Genomic DNA, 15,510 nt, shown 5'->3' on the forward strand with positions numbered 1-15,510 from the left:
CATGTTCACCGACTGTTGGCTGCCGCCCAGGCAGCTCAGAAAACGCAAAGCGATACCGGGAGCGCGAGAGCATCGTTGGCTGCCGCCCAGGCAGCTCAGAAAGACAGGCAGATGGACAAGGTGCGCAATGCGGCGTTGGCTGCCGCCCAGGCAGCTCAGAAATGGGCCGCCATCACGATGGCCGCAAGACAGAAGTTGGCTGCCGCCCAGGCAGCTCAGAAACAGCGGCGATGCACGGTGCACATTGAAGTGGTGTTGGCTGCCGCCCAGGCAGCTCAGAAAAGGCGGCTTGCAGGGCTTCCAGGGTCTCCCAGGTTGGCTGCCGCCCAGGCAGCTCAGAAATGCTCTGCCGGCGGCACCACGCGATAGCCCTTGTTGGCTGCCGCCCAGGCAGCTCAGAAACCCAGGAGCAGCCGGACCAAGGGCCAGGGACAGTTGGCTGCCGCCCAGGCAGCTCATAAAAGCTCGGCAAAGCCCTGCGGATAGAAACCTCAAGCTCAGCTACGAGATGGCGATCCAGGCCAAGTCGCGGCCCGCCCGGGCCGCGCGGATAGAAACCCCTCGGGCAGCTTAGCGGGCCAACTCCCGGCTGGCCAGAAAACCCACATCCGTAGCGGGATTCCAGCCAGAAGGACCTCTGTGGGAAGGCGCTCACGACTGGCAGAAATCGACCCCGAGCGGCCATGCTGAAAAGGCAGCAGGCATTTTCATCGAGTGAACCAAACCGCCCCGGCGGTAGGGGGTAAGGCATGGCAACCGTAACGGTTAACGGCGTTCGGCTGTGTTATGAGCTGCACGGTACGGGCGACACGCCTGTCGTTCTCGTGCATGGGTCTTGGGTGTCGCACCACAGCTGGGACCTGGTGGTGCCGGGCTTGTCCGAGTCGTTCCGAGTACTGGTCTACGACCGACGCGGCCACAGCGAAAGCCAGCGTCTCGCGGCCCAAGGAAGCGTCCGGGAAGATGTCGCCGACCTGGCGGCGTTGATCGAGAACCTGGGGCTAGGCCCGGCGTGGGTCGTCGGTAACTCCTTTGGCGCGTCGATCACGCTGCGGCTGGCCGGCGAGCGTCCCGAGCTGTTCAGGGGGCTTGTCGCCCACGAGCCGCCGCTGTTCGGGCTGCTCGCGGACGATCCGGCCATGGCGCCGATGCTCGAGGAAGTCGAAAACAGGATCGGTGTCGTGGTCGACCGCATCGCTTCCGGCGATCCGGCCGGTGCCGCGGAGCGGTTCGTCGAGACGGTGGCGCTCGGCCCCAACACCTGGGCGCAGCTTCCGCCCGACTTCCAGCAGACCCTGATCGAAAACGCGCCGACCTTCCGGGACGAGACAAACGATCCCGAGGAACTTGCCTTCGATCTCGAATGGGTCAAGGGCTTCTCTCCCCCTGCGCTACTTACCCGCGGCGACCGAAGTCCGCCGACCTTCGCTCCGGTCGTGGCGCGGCTCGCCGGCGTGCTGCCCAGCGTGGAGACCATTGTCCTCCCGGGCGCTGGCCATATTCCCCATTTCACTCACCCGGATGCCTATGTCGAGGCGATCAGGTCGTTCATTCGCAGGCATCCGCGGTGACCGTTACCGGCGAGGATGGTGAGCGACGCGGGTAGGCGTATCACCACCGGCCGCGCCCGGCCGCTCGCTGGCGGCCACCCCGGTGGTGGGGAGCCTCCCGCCACGTCAGGAGCTGTCACCCGAGGGCTGATCCATCGTGATGGCTATTGCCGGCCGGTTTGAGCGAGGAGGGCCCGTGGCGTCGCCGCAATCCGATAGTGTCGCCCTTCAGCAGGGGCGGAGGCCCGATACCCGACGGGTCCTTCGTTACTAACCGTTACAGAAAAATTCTGAACGCGGGGCGGCGGCTATCGTCACAGGGGGCACATGCACGCAACGCCCCTTGGTTGGGGCGATTTTCTGGAGGTATCAATGCAACGGATAACTGCCCTGTTCTCTGCCGCCCTGCTCAGCGCTGGCCTGATGTCGGCCACCGCCCACGCACAGCAGGACCCGGCGGCCGCCCCCGAGCAGCCTCAGGCCGCGGCACCGGCGATGGATTTCTCCGATGAGCAGCTGCAACAGTTTGCGGATGCATCCGAGGATATCGTGGTGATTTCCGAAGAGTATACCGAGCGTCTGCAGACCGCCGAGGATGAGGCTTCCCAGCAGGAAGTGCAGATGGAAGCCAACGACAAGATGGTCGAAGCGGTCGAGGACAGTGGCCTTGACGTGGATACCTTCAACGCCATCGGTCAGGCCGTTCAGCAGGACCCCGAGCTGATGCAGCGCGTTCAGGAGAAGGTCGATTCCTGAGGCTGGCGGCCATGAGGCCCATGGCAAGCCGGTAGCGTGACAGTCAGTCTTTTGCAGGTGTTCCCCTGCGCGGTCGGCCACGTTGCCCTGTCCCCTCAGCACGTTGGCCGACCCGCTCCTTGCCCCCGCAGCCGCGGGGGTTTTTTGTACCCCGATCCCGCCAGTCGTAGCAAGACTGGAGTCGCTGCGGTCACGGGCAGGCACGCGACAGCGGCGAGCTAGCCGGGGTCGTCTGCGGGCGGCATCACCACCCACTCCGGCTCCTCGAACTCGCCGATCAGGCGGATCTCGCAGAAGGGGGCCGCGCGGCGGATGATCGCCTTCACCTCCGGGTCGTGCTCGGCCTCCATGGCGTCCCGGCTGGCCTTGCTGTCCCAGTGGGCGATGGCGATCAGGGTGGTGGGGTCGCCGATCCTGCGATGCAGCTCGGTGCCTCGCGCCCCAGGCGCCCGCTGGATTCGCTCGCTGGCGCGCACCCAGGCCTCGGCGTAGTCCTCGGCCCGGTAGCCGTCGCGAATATGCACCTCGAAGATATATTTCATCGCGCCTCTCCTTCACTGCTCCTCGCTCTTCGATCAGTGTATCCCGCAGATGGACTGCCATCGTCCTGATCCAGCCGCTACGCTGATAGGCTGACGAGTCAGCGCGAACGATCCACCCTCGATCACAAGGAGCGAACATGTCCGATACCCCCTATGCGAAGACCCTGGCCGCCCTGGATGCCCTGCACGCGGAGGATCCGCGGCGGGTGGAGGTGGCGGGCGAGTCCCTGCCCCTGGAGCTGTGGCACGCCGGGCGCATGAGCGCCTGGCTGGAGCGCCTGGTCGCGGCCCCCGACGAGCTGGTGCGGCTGGCGGTGCGGGCCCAGCACCTGCAGCGCTGGCAGGTGCCGCGCGGCGACTACCCGGAGGGGCGCATCGGCTACCTGACCTGGCGCCGCGACCAGGGGCAGCGGGCCGCCGAGACCACCGCGCGGCTGATGCAGGAGGCGGGCTACGACGCCGAGGCGCCCGAGCGGGTGGCGCGCATGGTGCGCAAGCAGGGGCTGGGGCGCGATCCCGGCACCCAGGCGTTGGAGGATTGCGCCTGCCTGGTGTTCCTGGAGAACTACTTCGCCGACTTCTCAAAGCAGATCGACCATGACCACCTGATCCGCATCGTGCAGATGACCTGGAAGAAGATGTCGCCGCAGGCCCATGCTTTGGCCCTGCAGCTGCCCATGAGCGACGAGGCGCGCGGCCTGGTGGAGGAGGCCCTGGCGGGGGCGGGCTGAGCGGCCCGGGGGTGCCGCGCCTTGACAGGGTGAGCGAGGGCGTCTAGATTCTCGATTGCAAATGATAATGATTGTCATTAATCGAGATGATCAGGGAGGTCGCATGTCCTATCGCATCAATACCGGGCTCAAGGGCGCCCACCCCACCCTGCAGATCTGTGATGCCACCACCGGCTCGGTGCGGGTGGCCTGGGAGTATCCCCGGGAGCCTGCCGAGCTGACCGAAGAGGAGCGCGAGCTGTTCCACCTGCGTCGCGAGGAGGCAATCCACGACCTGTTCCGGCGGCTGTTCCTGCTGACCACCGAGCAGTACCTGAAGGGCGATCTGGACGAGCCGCCGCGGCTGGGTGCCTGGCGGCGTCGGGGGCGGAGCTAGGCGAGCGTCACCACCAGCGCCTCTTCGGTCTCGCAGGGCTTGCCGTGGCGCAGGGTCAGGCGCCGTTCGGTCAGGTTCATGACCACCCCGAAGAGCGTCTCCATGCGCTCCTCCGGGGGCTGGGCGGGGTTGAAGTGGCGGCAGATCGACAGCGGCTCGCCGTCGTGGTCGCTGAGGATCTCGAACAGCGCGGCCTCATCCACCGGGGCCTCAGTGGGGAGCCGGCTGCGCAGCAGCTGGTCCAGGCGCGCCAGGCGTGGCCGGGAGTCGGGGCGGGGAAAGTCCTCCACCTGGCAGGTCACGGCCTGGGCGTAGAGGTGGTTGGTGTGGGTCACCACGCCCTCCTCGGCCTCGAGCCGGCCGGGCTCGCCGGGATGCACCTCGAGCCCCACCGCCTGGTCCGCCTGGTCGCCGGCCTGAGCGGCGGCGATCAGGAAATGGGCGGGGGAGCAGACCCGGTCGCGGGTGGCCACCGCCACGGCGCTCTGGATGTCGGGGCTCTCGAGGATCTTGCGCAGGGCCACGTGGATCGGCAGCCCCTCGCCGCAGGTCCGGGAGCGGATGGCGTTGAGGCAGACGCCGACGCCGTGGGCATTGAGGCCGATCTTGGCCACCATGCCCGACTCGCCAATGGTGATCAGCGGGGCGCGACCCTCGCCGGCGATGCGCAGCACCACCACGTTGTGCAGCTGGTCGGTGCGCCAGTCCCAGTTCTGGGCCAGCCACTGGGTGTTGGCGCGGGTCAGGGCGAAGGCGGAGCAGCCGTCGCTGGCGCGGGTCAGCGAGATCTCGCTGCGGCAGTTGAGGGTGAGGATATCGAGGGGCTCCACCCCGGCGCCCTCGGCGATGGCGTCCATCTCCTCGAGGATCTCGGGGAAGTCGCGTTCGATCATCTTGCCGAAGCGGCCGGCCTCGACCCTGGCGCGGGCCCAGCCGATGCCCACGAAGTCGTGGAACAGGCGGTCGTAGACCTCGATGCTGCGCTGGATCAGCCGGGCATGGGCGCGGCCGTGGGCCAGGCCGATGTCGCGGCGGCTCCCGGCGAGCTCGGTGACGGAGAGCAGCTGCTGGAGCATGGTTACAGCACCTCGTCGAGCTGGATCAAGAAGGCGCTCCAGGCGCGGGCGTCGGCGTGCTCGCGGTAGCGGTCGTCGCCGAACACCGTGAAGCCGTGGGGCGCCCCGGAGTAGACCTGGATCTCGTAGGTGAGCTCGGCGGCCTCCAGCTCCTCGGCCAGGGTGGCCACGTCGCCCATGGTGACGGAGGTGTCGGCGCCGCCGTGGAGGATCAGCAGCGGCGGGGTCTCGGTCGGCCACGACTGGTCCTCGGGGGTGCCCAGGCCGCCGTGGAAGCTGGTATAGCCCATCACCTCCTCGGCCTCGCCGGAACGGGCGATCTCCAGCGCCACGGCACCGCCGAAGCAGTAGCCCATCACCACCGTGGGCACGGCGGCGCCCTGGGCACGGGCCTCGTCGAGGCCGGCCAGGGTCAGGGCGCGCATCCGCTCGCGATCCTGGTAGAGGGCGCGGGTGGCGGCCTGGCGCTCCTCCATGGTCTCCGGGCGGTGGCCCTGGCCGAAGAGGTCCACGGCGAAGGCGTCGTAGCCCTGCTCGGCCAGCATGTCGGCGCGCTGGCGCTCGTAGTCGTCCAGGCCGTTCCAGTCGTGGACGATCAGCACGCTGCCGCGCGCCTCGCCGGCTGCCTGGGACAGGTAGCCTTCGAAGGCCTCCCCCCCCACCTCGTAGACGACGTCGCTGCCGGCGGGGGTGAAGGCCTGGGCGCTGCCGGCGGCGAGGCCCAGGGCGGCGAGCAGGGCGAGGGAGGATGTCAGCGGGCGCATGGCGCGGCTCCTGTCGATGGGCGGGGCGAGATATTTCAGTATAGGCACTGGCACCGCCATCTCGCCGCGCCGGGGGCAGTTGAGGGCCCGACCGGCCAGCGTTGGCTGTAACGGCTTGTGTTTTCCCTCGCCCCCTTCCAGATTGAGGCCAGGGAGACCCTGAAAGACTCCTGAACATCGCAACCACCACGGGACCACAGCATGAAGAAGAGCATCCTGTCGATGGCGGTCGCCGTCTCCGCCCTGGCCCTGGCCGGTGCGGCCCAGGCCGAGGTGAAGGTCGGCTTCCTGGGCGGCTTCACCGGGCCCATCGAGAGCCTCACCCCGCCGATCTACGAAGGCGCCCGCCTGGCGGTGCAGCAGATCAACGAGCAGGGTGGGATCCTGGGCGGCCAGACCCTGACGATGCCGAGCGCCGATACCACCTGTGCCGATGCCTCGGCGGCCTCCAACGCGGCGGACCGCATGGTCAACACCGAGAACGTCACCGCCATCGTTGGCGCCCTGTGCACCGGGGCGACCATCGCCGCGGCCAACAACGCGGCCATTCCCGGCGGCGTGGTGATGGTGTCGCCGGCGTCCACGGCCCCGGCGGTGAGCGAGCTGGACGACAACGACCTGGTGTTCCGCACCGTACCCTCGGATGCCTTCCAGGGCGAGATGCTGGCCAAGCTGGTGCTCGATAAGGGCATCGACTTTGTGGCGGTCACCTATGTGAACAACGACTACGGCCGCGGCCTGTCGGACGCCTTCGCCGAGGCCTTCGCGGCGGGCGGCGGTGAGGTGGCCGAGAACCTGGCCCACGAGGATGGCCGCGCCGACTACCGCTCCGAGCTGGGCTCGCTGTCGGCAACGGGGGCCGAGACCCTGGTGGTGCTGGCCTACGCCGACTCCTCCGGCCAGACCGTGCTGCGCCAGGCCTACGAGGCCGGCACCTTCACCCAGTACGTGGGCGCCGACGGCATGGTGGGCGACAGCCTGGTGGAGGCGGTGGGCGCCGACGTGCTCGAGGGCATGATCGCCACCCGCCCGGGCAGCCCCGATCTGCCGGGCACCGAGCTCTTCAACGAGGCCGCCGAGGCCGCCGGCATCGACCCTTCCGCGGTGTTCGCCGCCCAGGCCTACGATGCCGCCTTCCTGGTGGCGCTGGCCATCGAGCAGAACGGCAGCGCCGAGCGCGAGGGGCTCTCCGCGGCGCTGCGCAGCGTCGCAAGCGAGCCTGGCGAGGTGATCCTGCCCGGCGAGTGGGAGAAGGCCGTGGAGCTGATCGCCGCCGGCACCGAGATCAACTACGAAGGCGCCTCCGGCAGCCACGAGTTCGACGAGAACGGCGACGTGGCCGGGGTGGTGGTCGAGATGGTGGTGGAAGGAGGGACTTTCGTCAGCAAGGGCTTCGTCGAGCCCTGAGCGCACCGCGCTGAGCTGACCAGAGCGCTCTGACCAAATAGGCCCCGGCGGTTTCCCGCCGGGGCCTTTATGTTTGATTCTCACAACCTCGCGAGACTCCTCCAACCTCACGACGCTTGAAGTGACTGGTGGGAGATCGGCTCCGCCGGCGGTTCGACGCTTCGACGAATGGCGCCGCAGGCGCCTCGGCGGCGTTACTGGCGTTAGCGTATACCGCCCAGGAGCCCTTCGGTCTCCATTCGCCGGGCATAGCCCAGCTCCCACACTAAGTTGTCAGCCTCAACTGAGATCACGCGTTGCTCTCTACCCGTGGTGCCTGACCTTCTCGGGCAACAACCCCTGGGGCGCGAAGCGCAGCACCAGGGTGATCAGCAGGCCGATCACGAAGACCCGGGCCTGCAGGGCACGGCTCTCCAGGCCCCGCGGCGGTTCCCAGCCGAACCACAGGTCGCCCAGGTGCACCGCCAGGTTCATCAGCGCCAGTGCCAGGGGCTCGGACATGATCCAGATGATGTAGACCGCCACGGCCCCGAAGAGGGTGCCCAGGTTGTTGCCCGGCCCGCCCAGGATCACCATCACCAGCACCAGGAAGGTGTGGTTGAGCGGCAGGTAGCCCTGGGGATCGAAGAGGCTGTTGAAGGTGGCCAGCACGCCGCCGCCGAGGCCCATCAGGATGCAGCCCAGCACGAAGATCTCCAGGCGCCGCCGGTTGATGTCCTTGCCCATGGCGGCGGCGGAGACCTCGTTGTCGCGGATGGCGCGGATCATGCGTCCCCAGGGGGCGTGGTAGGCGCGGTGCAGCAGGAAGAAGATCACCGCGATCATCGCCGCGGTCACCGAGAGGTAGAGCGCCCGGGCCAGGGTGAAGCCCAGCTCCGCCGGGCCCGGGGTGGGCCAGGGCAGCGGCGAGACGGTGGCGGTGCCGCGGGTCAGCCAGTCGGAGTTCTTGAGGAAGGCCTTGATGATCTCGGCGATGCCCAGGGTGGCGATGGCCAGGTAGTCGCTACGCAGCCCCAGGCAGATATGGCCGATGAAGTAGCCCACCGCCCCGGCCAGCGCCCCGCCGACGATCCAGCCGGTCCAGGCCGGCAGGCCGAGGCCGCCGATAAAGCCGGCGCGGGACTGGATCTCCCCGGTGACGCCGCGCAGCAGGCTGATCACCACGAGATAGAGCACTACCGCCAGCACCACGGCGATCAGGGTGCGCAGGCGCCTGGGGACGCCGAGGCGGTCGAGCTTGGTGGTGCCGTAGACCAGCAGGGTCGCCGCCGCGGCGTAGAGCAGCACCCGGCCCAGCTCGCCGGGCAGCTCGCTGCCCCAGAAGGCGGGATTGACCGGTACGCTGAAGGCCATGGCGCAGTAGCCGCCGAGTGCCACGAAGCCCATCACCCCCGCGTTGAACTGCCCCGCGTAGCCCCACTGGATGGTCAGGCCCAGGGCCAGGATGGCGTAGCAGGCGGCCTCCACCAGCATGCGGGTGCTGTAGGCCGCGCCCATCAGCGCATAGACGCCGAGGATGGCCGCCAGCAGGGCGGTGAAGAGCACCACTTCGCGCAGCGGGAAGCGCGACGGGTCGGCGACGAGATCGGTGCGTTGCTCGTGCTGGGTGCTCATGTGATCACCTTGCCCTTGAAGAGCCCGGTGGGGCGCCACACCAGGATGGCGACCAGGATGAAGAAGGGCACCACGATCTTGTACTCGGTGCCGACGAAGGCGAGGCTGCGGGGGATCTCCAGCCACTCGGGAAAGTGGTGGGCGATGGGCCGCAGCAGCACCGCCCAGTTGAACACCGCCAGCGTCTCGGCGAAGCCCACCACGAAGCCGCCGGCGATGGCGCCGTAGGGGTGGCCCACGCCGCCGACGATGGCCGCGGCGAAGATCGGCAGCAGCAGGAAGAAGCTGAGGTCGGGCTTGAAGGTGACGTCCAGCGACAGCAGGGTGCCGGCGATGGCGGCCAGCCCCCCGGCGATCACCCAGGTCACCGCCACGATGGCATTGGTGTTGATGCCCGAGGCCCGCGCCAGGTCGGGGTTGTCGGACATGGCGCGCATCGCCTTGCCGAGCCGCGAGCGGCTGAGGAAGAGGTGCAGGCCCACCACGCAGGCGAGGGTCAGCACGAAGAGGATGATCTGCGGCTCGGTGATCACGATGGGCGCGCGGACCCCCTCGAAGGGCAGGGCGAGGCGGTAGATCTCCTTGCGCTCGCCGGCCATGTAGAGGTTCTGGGCGCTGGTGCCGGCGAACAGGCGGATCAACCCCTGCAGCATCAGGGTGACGCCCAGCGAGCCGATCACCATGACGATGGGTTTGACCCCGTGGGCGCGCAGCGGCTTGTAGAAGGCCTTGTCGATGCCCACGGCGAGCAGGGCGGTGAGCACCATGGCCGCCGGCAGCATCACCACCGGGGTGGGCAGTCCCAGGCTGCCGCCCACGCCGGGAAAGGCGGCGGTGAGCAGCAGCACCATGAAGGCGCCGAAGGTCATCATGTCGGCATGGGCGAAGTGGGCGAAGCGCATGATGCTGAAGATCAGGGTGACGCCGATGGCGCCGATGGCGTAGATCGAGCCGGTGACGCTGCCGGCGATCAGCACGTTGTTGATGAAGAAGACGAGTTCGTTCACGACGGTTGTTCTCCTGCCCCTGGCTCAGCCGCCCAGGAAGCTCCTGGCCACTTCCGGGTCCGCCAGCAGGGCGGCGCCGGTGTCGGTGAAGCGGTTCTGGCCGGCCGCCAGCACGAAGCCCTTGTCGGCGATGGCCAGCGCCTGCTTGGCGTTCTGCTCTACCATCAGGATGCCGACGCCGGCGGCGTTGATCACCTGCACCCGTTCGAGGATCTCGTTCATGTAGAGCGGCGAGAGGCCGGCGGTGGGCTCGTCGAGCAGCAGCACCTCGGGCTCGGCCATCAGGGCCCGGCCCATGGCCACCATCTGGCGCTGGCCCCCGGAGAGTTCGCCGGCGGGCTGGCGGCGCTTCTCCTTGAGCGGGGGGAAGAACGCATAGACCTCGTCGAGCATGCGTCGGACGTTCTGCGGCTTGAGGAAGGCCCCCATCTCGAGGTTCTCCTGTACGGTGAGGCTGGGGAAGACGTTGTGCTCCTGGGGCACGAAGCCCATGCCCTTCTGGACCAGGGTGTGGGGGGGCAGGTTGTGGATGGGCTCGCCGCGCAGCCGGATCTCGCCCTGGCTGACGGTGAGCAGGCCGAACACCGCCTTGAGCAGGGTGGACTTGCCGGCACCGTTGGGGCCGACGATCACGCCGATTTCGTCGGCCTCGATGGCCATGTCCACCCCGTTGAGGATGTTCATGCCGCCGTAGCCGCCATGGACGTCCCGCGCTTCAAGAAGTGGCATGGAGGGGGGCTCCGAAGTAGGCCTCGATCACGGCGGGGTTGTTGCGGATCTCCTCGATGGTGCCCTCCACCATCACGCTGCCCTGGGCCAGCACGATCACCGGATCGCAGAGCCGGGCGATCATCTCCATGTCGTGCTCGATGACCAGGAAGGTGTAGCCCAGCTCGCGGTTGAGCCGCTCGATGTTGGCCACCAGGTCGCCGAGCAGGGTGCGGTTGACCCCGGCGGCGATCTCGTCGAGCAGCACCACCCGGGCGTCGGCCATCATGGTGCGGCCCAGCTCCAGCAGCTTCTTCTGGCCGCCGGAGAGGTTGCCGGCCAGCTCGTTGCGCACATGGTGCAGGCCGATGAAGTCGATCACCTCCAGCGCCTTGCGGCGGACCTCGGCCTCCTGGGCGCGCACCCGGCCGGGCTTGAGCCAGGCATTGAAGAGGTTCTCCCCGGCCTGGGCCGGCGGCACCATCATCAGGTTCTCCAGGGCGGTCAGCCGGGAGAACTCCTGGGCGATCTGGAAGGTGCGCAGGAGGCCCTTGTGGAACAGCTCGTTGGCGGGCCGGTTGGTGATCTCCTCGCCGTCGAACATCACCAGGCCGCTGTCCAGCGGCAGGGCCCCGGCGATGATATTGAAGAGGGTCGACTTGCCGGCGCCGTTGGGGCCGATCAGCCCGGTGATGGAGCCCGCTGCCACCGAGAGCGAGCAGTTGTTGATGACCCGAAGGCCGCCGAAGGCCTTGTGGACGTGTCGCACGTCGATCATGGGTGCCATGAGGGTGTCCATGGTTCTTGTCGATGGCGTCTGTTCTTGTCGATGGCGTCTGTTCTGGTTGATGGACGCTGTGCCGCCGCCCGGGCGGCGGCGGCGCGGGGGTCACTGCTCCTGGCTGTCCTCCACCAGGAAGGTGCGCCCGGCGGCGAAGGCACCGACGATCACCAGGGCGCCCACGGTGGGAATCAGGTAGCCCTCCACCTGGGGAATGGCGCGCAGGAAGACGAAGGAGACCGCCGCCGGGGCGACGAAGCGTACCAGGAAGCGCCAGATGCTGAACCAGGTCTCGTTGGTGCGCATCTCCTTCATCACCTCGGAGTGGGTCAGCGCCCAGCCGGCGAACAGCGCGATCAGCAGGCCCCCCAGCGGCATGAAGATGTTGGTGAGCAGCTCGATGAAGTCGAAGGCGCTGCGCCCGACCAGGGCGTGGAAGAGGGTGCCCTCGGCCCAGACGTTGAAGCTGACCACGGTGAGCAGGCCCAGCGCCCAGCTGGCCACCACCATGGCGAACACCGCCTGGGGTCGGGTGAGGTCGAAGCGCTCCACCAGGAAGGCGGCCACCGGCTCGATCAGCGAGATGGAGGAGCTGATGGCCGCACCCAGCACCAGGATGAAGAAGACCCCGCCGATCAGCGCGCCGAAGGGCATCTCGGCGAAGGCCAGCGGCAGGGTGACGAACATCAGCCCCGGGCCCTGGCCGGCATCCAGGCCGGCGCCGAACACCAGCGAGAAGATCGCCAGGCCCGCCACCATGGCCACGGCGGTGTCCACGAAGGCGATGGCCACCGCGGTGCGGGTCAGGGAGAGGTCGCTGGACATGTAGGCGCCGTAGGCCATGATCGCGCCCATGCCGAGGCTCAGGGTGAAGAAGGACTGGCCCATGGCGGCCAGCCACCCCTCGAGGCTCAGGTCGGCGAGGTTGAAGGTGAACAGGAAGCTCGCCGCGGCGCCGAAGTCGCCGTTGGCCATGCCGTAGGCCAGCACCACCAGCAGGATGACGAAGAGCGCCGGCATGATGATGCGCAGGCCGCTCTCGATGCCCTTGTGGATGCCCATGCCCACGATCAGCCCCGAGGCGATGATGAACAGGGTGTGGTAGAGGGTCAGCAGGCTCGGGGAGGCGAGCAGGGCGTCGAAGCCGGCGCCGATGGTGGCGGCGTCAGCGCCGACCAGGGTGCCGGTGAGCATCTGCCAGGTGTAGTGGATCGCCCAGCCGGCGATCACCGAATAGAAGCTCAGGATCAGGAAGGCCGAGCTGGCGCCCAGCCAGCCGATGGACTCCCAGGCCCGGGAGGTGTTGTGAGTGCGGGTCAAGAAGCGCATGCCCATGATCGGGCTGCGGCGGCTGGCGCGGCCGAGCATGGTCTCGGCGATCAGGATGGGGATGCCCACGGCGAAGATGGTCAGGGCGTAGACCAGGATGAAGGCGCCGCCGCCGTTCTCCCCGGTGAGGTAGGGGAAGCGCCACAGGTTGCCGAGACCCACCGCCGAGCCGACCGCGGCCAGCAGAAAGGTCCCCTTGTGGGTCCAGACGTTATGCGTACTCATGAAGGCTCCCGAACGCGAGTCGTGTGGCCTGGTGGGCCCGTGACGCCACTGTGCGACAAAACCGCATCGGGAGCCAGCCATGCAGCGTTTAGCAGGCGTTAAGGTCGGTGCCGATGGCGCTATCGACTAGCGTGCCTCGTCGTCCTCTTCGTCCTCTTCCTTCGCCTCGCCGGTGCGCGGCTCCAGGGCGCGGGCCTCGTCGGGCAGGCGCACGGTGTCGCCGAGGGTGAGCTTGCCGTGGGACTTGAGGCGCCGGCCGTTGTTGACGGCGATAAGGGCCGCCACCTCGCCGATGCTGGTGCCCTCCACGTAGGCCTCCACCTTCACCCGGACGATGGCGCCCTGGTAGCGGGCCGAGAGGATGTCGCCGGTGCCGGGAGCCGAGTGGCCCATGGGGTCCTTCTCGAAGTGGCGCATCACGCTGTCGGCGCCGGGGTCGTCCCACTCCACGTGCTTGTGCATGCTGGTTCTCCTGTCTGGCCGCCAATCGGGGCTGGCAGGCTACCAGCATAGAAGATCCCGGGGCCGAGAACGACGACGCCCGCCGCGGGGATCCCCGGGCGGGCGTCGTGGCGCGCTGGCCTTGCCTTACTTCTTGCTGGCGCGCTTGCGCTCGTTCTCCTTGAGGAACTTCTTGCGCAGGCGGATATGGTTGGGGGTGATCTCCACCAGCTCGTCGTCGTCGAGGAACTCGATGGCCTGCTCCAGGGTGAACTTCACCGGCGGCGTCAGCACGATGTTCTCGTCGTTGCCCGAGGCGCGCATGTTGTCGAGCTTCTTGCCCTTGGTGGGGTTGACCACCAGGTCGTTGGCGCGGCTGTGGATGCCCACCAGCATGCCCTCGTAGACCTCGGTGCCGTGGTCGATGATCAGCTTGCCGCGGTCCTGCAGGGCGTAGAGGGCGTAGGCCAGGGCCTTTCCGTCGACCATGGAGACCATCACGCCGTTGCGGCGCTCGACGGCGGCGTCGGGCTTGAGCGGGCCGTAGTGGTCGAAGCGGCTGGTGAGGATGCCGGTGCCGGAGGTCAGGGTCATGAACTGGCCGCGGAAGCCGATCAGGCCGCGGGCGGGGATCATGAAGTCCAGGCGCACCCGCCCCTTGCCGTCGGGGTTCATGTTGGAGAGCTCGCCCTTGCGGTAGCCGAGCTCCTCCATGATGGCGCCCTGGTGCTGCTCCTCGCAGTCGATGATCACCTCTTCGTAGGGCTCCTGCTTGACGCCGTCGATCTCGCGGATGATCACCTCGGGGCGACCCACCGCCAGCTCGAAGCCCTCGCGACGCATGGTCTCGATCAGCACCGAGAGGTGCAGCTCGCCGCGACCGGAGACGATGAACTTCTCCGGGCTCTCGCCCTGCTCGACGCGCAGCGCCACGTTGTGGATCAGCTCCTGCTCGAGGCGATCCTTGATGTTGCGGCTGGTGACGAACTTGCCGTCGCGGCCGGCCATGGGCGAGTCGTTGACCTGGAAGGTCATGGAGACGGTGGGCTGGTCGACGGAGAGCGGCGGCAGCGCCTCGACGGCGGCCGGGTCGCACAGGGTGTCGGAGATGGAGAGCGGGTCGAGGCCGGTGATGCAGACGATGTCGCCGGCGGTGGCCTCCTCGGTCTGGACCCGCTCCAGGCCCAGGTGGGTCATCACCTGGCCGATCTTTCCCTTGCGGGTGGCGCCGTCGGTGCCGATCACGGTGACCTGCTGGTTGGGCTTGACCGAGCCGCGCTTGATGCGGCCCAGGCCGATGACGCCCACGTAGCTGTTGTAGTCCAGCGCGGATATCTGCATCTGGAAGGGGCCGTCGGCCTCGACCTGGGGCGGCTCGACGATATCGACGATGGCCTGGAACATGGGGCTCATGTCCTCGGCCAGCTGGTCCGGCTCGGGGCCGGCGATGCCGTTGAGGGCCGAGCAGTAGATGATCGGGAAGTCGAGCTGGTCGTCGCTGGCGCCGAGGTTGTCGAAGAGGTCGAAGATCTGGTCGATGACCCAGTCTGGGCGCGCGCCGGGGCGGTCGATCTTGTTGACCACCACGATGGGCTTGAGGCCCTGGGAGAAGGCCTTCTGGGTGACGAAGCGGGTCTGCGGCATGGGGCCGTCGACCGCATCCACCAGCAGCAGCACGCAGTCCACCATGGACATCACCCGCTCGACCTCGCCGCCGAAGTCGGCGTGTCCGGGAGTGTCCACGATGTTGATGCGGTACTCCTCGCCGTCGGGCGCCTGCCAGCGGATCGCCGTGTTCTTGGCCAGGATGGTGATGCCGCGCTCACGCTCCTGGTCGTTGGAGTCCATGATGCGCTCCTGCCCCTCGGCCTTGCGGTCCAGGGTGCCGGACTGGCTGAGGAGCTTGTCGACCAGGGTGGTCTTGCCGTGGTCGACGTGGGCGATGATGGCGATGTTGCGCAGCTTGCTGACGTCTGAATGACTGGCGGTCGTGCTCATGAGGTGTGTCTCACTGATATGTACGCACCTATGTACACGTTTGATGGAAGTACCCTAGGCGCGGGGCAGGGAATGTAGGGCGCGCATTGTACAGGCTCCCTCGGCTCGGTAATAGCGGATTCGCGCTTTCGATGGGCCGTCAACGCAGCGCCGGCGCCCGGGGGGCGCCGGGGGGGGGAGGGGCAGGCGGGCTGGTGAGCGCCGG

General features: G+C 68.1%; 15 protein-coding genes and 1 CRISPR repeat array. Of the genes, 5 read left to right on the forward strand and 10 right to left on the reverse strand.

Annotated elements, in window-relative coordinates:
- Positions 1–14 precede the first annotated feature (14 nt).
- Positions 15–462: direct repeats of the CRISPR family, unit length 28 nt; unit sequence GTTGGCTGCCGCCCAGGCAGCTCAGAAA.
- Between the two features lie 287 nt (positions 463–749).
- Both J5F18_RS02710 and J5F18_RS02715 read left to right on the forward strand, forming a co-directional pair.
- Positions 750–1,571: an alpha/beta hydrolase gene (locus J5F18_RS02710; protein WP_346300812.1), complete on the forward strand. Its 822-nt coding sequence runs from the start codon at positions 750–752 to the stop codon at positions 1,569–1,571.
- 351 nt (positions 1,572–1,922) lie between these two features.
- Complete coding sequence (locus J5F18_RS02715; RefSeq protein ID WP_346300813.1) at positions 1,923–2,306, forward strand: DUF4168 domain-containing protein; 384 nt, start codon at positions 1,923–1,925, stop codon at positions 2,304–2,306.
- A 218-nt stretch (positions 2,307–2,524) separates the two neighbouring features.
- Here the strand turns inward: J5F18_RS02715 and J5F18_RS02720 are convergent, their stop codons facing one another.
- A complete protein-coding gene (locus tag J5F18_RS02720; protein ID WP_346300814.1) occupies positions 2,525–2,848 on the reverse strand; it encodes an antibiotic biosynthesis monooxygenase in 324 nt (107 codons plus the stop codon).
- A 137-nt stretch (positions 2,849–2,985) separates the two neighbouring features.
- On the opposite strand from J5F18_RS02720, the gene J5F18_RS02725 reads away from it, so the two are divergent.
- Together J5F18_RS02725 and J5F18_RS02730 are read left to right on the forward strand one after the other, a co-directional pair.
- Entirely contained in the window at positions 2,986–3,579 is a 594-nt protein-coding gene (locus J5F18_RS02725) for a DUF4202 domain-containing protein (RefSeq protein WP_346300815.1), read from the forward strand.
- A 103-nt stretch (positions 3,580–3,682) separates the two neighbouring features.
- Positions 3,683–3,955, forward strand: a complete 273-nt coding sequence (locus J5F18_RS02730) for a hypothetical protein (RefSeq protein WP_346300816.1) — start codon at positions 3,683–3,685, stop codon at positions 3,953–3,955.
- Here J5F18_RS02730 and J5F18_RS02735 read toward each other — a convergent pair.
- Positions 3,952–5,031 carry a C45 family peptidase gene (locus J5F18_RS02735; protein ID WP_346300817.1) on the reverse strand — a complete coding sequence of 360 codons (1,080 nt, stop codon included), beginning with the start codon at positions 5,029–5,031 and terminating at the stop codon, positions 3,952–3,954. The two genes, J5F18_RS02730 and J5F18_RS02735, sit on opposite strands and share 4 nt — an antisense overlap.
- A gap of 2 nt (positions 5,032–5,033) precedes the next feature.
- Positions 5,034–5,795 carry a dienelactone hydrolase family protein gene (locus J5F18_RS02740; protein WP_346300818.1) on the reverse strand — a complete coding sequence of 254 codons (762 nt, stop codon included), beginning with the start codon at positions 5,793–5,795 and terminating at the stop codon, positions 5,034–5,036.
- 201 nt (positions 5,796–5,996) lie between these two features.
- Here J5F18_RS02740 and J5F18_RS02745 point away from each other — a divergent pair, with 201 nt between their 5' ends.
- On the forward strand, positions 5,997–7,202 hold the full coding sequence (locus tag J5F18_RS02745) for an ABC transporter substrate-binding protein (RefSeq protein ID WP_346300819.1): 1,206 nt from the start codon (positions 5,997–5,999) through the stop codon (positions 7,200–7,202).
- 303 nt (positions 7,203–7,505) lie between these two features.
- Here J5F18_RS02745 and J5F18_RS02750 read toward each other — a convergent pair whose 3' ends face one another.
- The 7 genes from J5F18_RS02750 to typA all read right to left on the reverse strand — a co-directional run bounded on the left by J5F18_RS02750 (position 7,506) and on the right by typA (position 15,305).
- Positions 7,506–8,816, reverse strand: a complete 1,311-nt coding sequence (locus J5F18_RS02750; protein WP_346300820.1) for a branched-chain amino acid ABC transporter permease — start codon at positions 8,814–8,816, stop codon at positions 7,506–7,508.
- Entirely contained in the window at positions 8,813–9,823 is a 1,011-nt protein-coding gene (locus J5F18_RS02755; RefSeq protein ID WP_346300821.1) for a branched-chain amino acid ABC transporter permease, read from the reverse strand. The genes J5F18_RS02750 and J5F18_RS02755 overlap by 4 nt, the downstream gene beginning before the upstream one ends.
- 24 nt (positions 9,824–9,847) lie before the next feature.
- Positions 9,848–10,552 (reverse strand): ABC transporter ATP-binding protein, encoded by a 705-nt coding sequence (locus J5F18_RS02760; RefSeq protein WP_346300822.1) that lies wholly within the window; start codon positions 10,550–10,552, stop codon positions 9,848–9,850.
- Positions 10,539–11,318, reverse strand: coding sequence for an ABC transporter ATP-binding protein (locus J5F18_RS02765; protein ID WP_346300823.1), 780 nt, complete (start codon positions 11,316–11,318; stop codon positions 10,539–10,541). Before J5F18_RS02765 ends, J5F18_RS02760 begins: the two co-directional genes overlap by 14 nt.
- A 102-nt stretch (positions 11,319–11,420) precedes the next feature.
- Positions 11,421–12,866, reverse strand: a complete 1,446-nt coding sequence (locus tag J5F18_RS02770; RefSeq protein WP_346300824.1) for a sodium-dependent transporter — start codon at positions 12,864–12,866, stop codon at positions 11,421–11,423.
- A gap of 126 nt (positions 12,867–12,992) precedes the next feature.
- Positions 12,993–13,328, reverse strand: coding sequence for a hypothetical protein (locus tag J5F18_RS02775; protein WP_346300825.1), 336 nt, complete (start codon positions 13,326–13,328; stop codon positions 12,993–12,995).
- Between the two features lie 126 nt (positions 13,329–13,454).
- Positions 13,455–15,305 (reverse strand): translational GTPase TypA, encoded by a 1,851-nt coding sequence (typA, locus tag J5F18_RS02780; protein ID WP_346300826.1) that lies wholly within the window; start codon positions 15,303–15,305, stop codon positions 13,455–13,457.
- Positions 15,306–15,510 lie beyond the last annotated feature (205 nt).

The sequence above is a fragment of the Halomonas sp. BM-2019 genome (genome assembly GCF_017584085.1).

Excerpts from the sequence above, each read along its gene's own strand:
- J5F18_RS02750 (WP_346300820.1), bottom strand. The coding sequence starts at position 8,816 with ATGAGCACCCAGCACGAGCAACGCACCGATCTCGTCGCCGACCCGTCG.
- J5F18_RS02745 (WP_346300819.1), top strand. The coding sequence starts at position 5,997 with ATGAAGAAGAGCATCCTGTCGATGGCGGTCGCCGTCTCCGCCCTGGCC.
- J5F18_RS02770 (WP_346300824.1), bottom strand. The coding sequence starts at position 12,866 with ATGAGTACGCATAACGTCTGGACCCACAAGGGGACCTTTCTGCTGGCC.
- typA (WP_346300826.1), bottom strand. The coding sequence starts at position 15,305 with ATGAGCACGACCGCCAGTCATTCAGACGTCAGCAAGCTGCGCAACATC.
- J5F18_RS02765 (WP_346300823.1), bottom strand. The coding sequence starts at position 11,318 with ATGGCACCCATGATCGACGTGCGACACGTCCACAAGGCCTTCGGCGGC.
- J5F18_RS02730 (WP_346300816.1), top strand. The coding sequence starts at position 3,683 with ATGTCCTATCGCATCAATACCGGGCTCAAGGGCGCCCACCCCACCCTG.
- J5F18_RS02760 (WP_346300822.1), bottom strand. The coding sequence starts at position 10,552 with ATGCCACTTCTTGAAGCGCGGGACGTCCATGGCGGCTACGGCGGCATG.
- J5F18_RS02775 (WP_346300825.1), bottom strand. The coding sequence starts at position 13,328 with ATGCACAAGCACGTGGAGTGGGACGACCCCGGCGCCGACAGCGTGATG.
- J5F18_RS02740 (WP_346300818.1), bottom strand. The coding sequence starts at position 5,795 with ATGCGCCCGCTGACATCCTCCCTCGCCCTGCTCGCCGCCCTGGGCCTC.
- J5F18_RS02725 (WP_346300815.1), top strand. The coding sequence starts at position 2,986 with ATGTCCGATACCCCCTATGCGAAGACCCTGGCCGCCCTGGATGCCCTG.
- J5F18_RS02720 (WP_346300814.1), bottom strand. The coding sequence starts at position 2,848 with ATGAAATATATCTTCGAGGTGCATATTCGCGACGGCTACCGGGCCGAG.
- J5F18_RS02715 (WP_346300813.1), top strand. The coding sequence starts at position 1,923 with ATGCAACGGATAACTGCCCTGTTCTCTGCCGCCCTGCTCAGCGCTGGC.
- J5F18_RS02735 (WP_346300817.1), bottom strand. The coding sequence starts at position 5,031 with ATGCTCCAGCAGCTGCTCTCCGTCACCGAGCTCGCCGGGAGCCGCCGC.
- J5F18_RS02710 (WP_346300812.1), top strand. The coding sequence starts at position 750 with ATGGCAACCGTAACGGTTAACGGCGTTCGGCTGTGTTATGAGCTGCAC.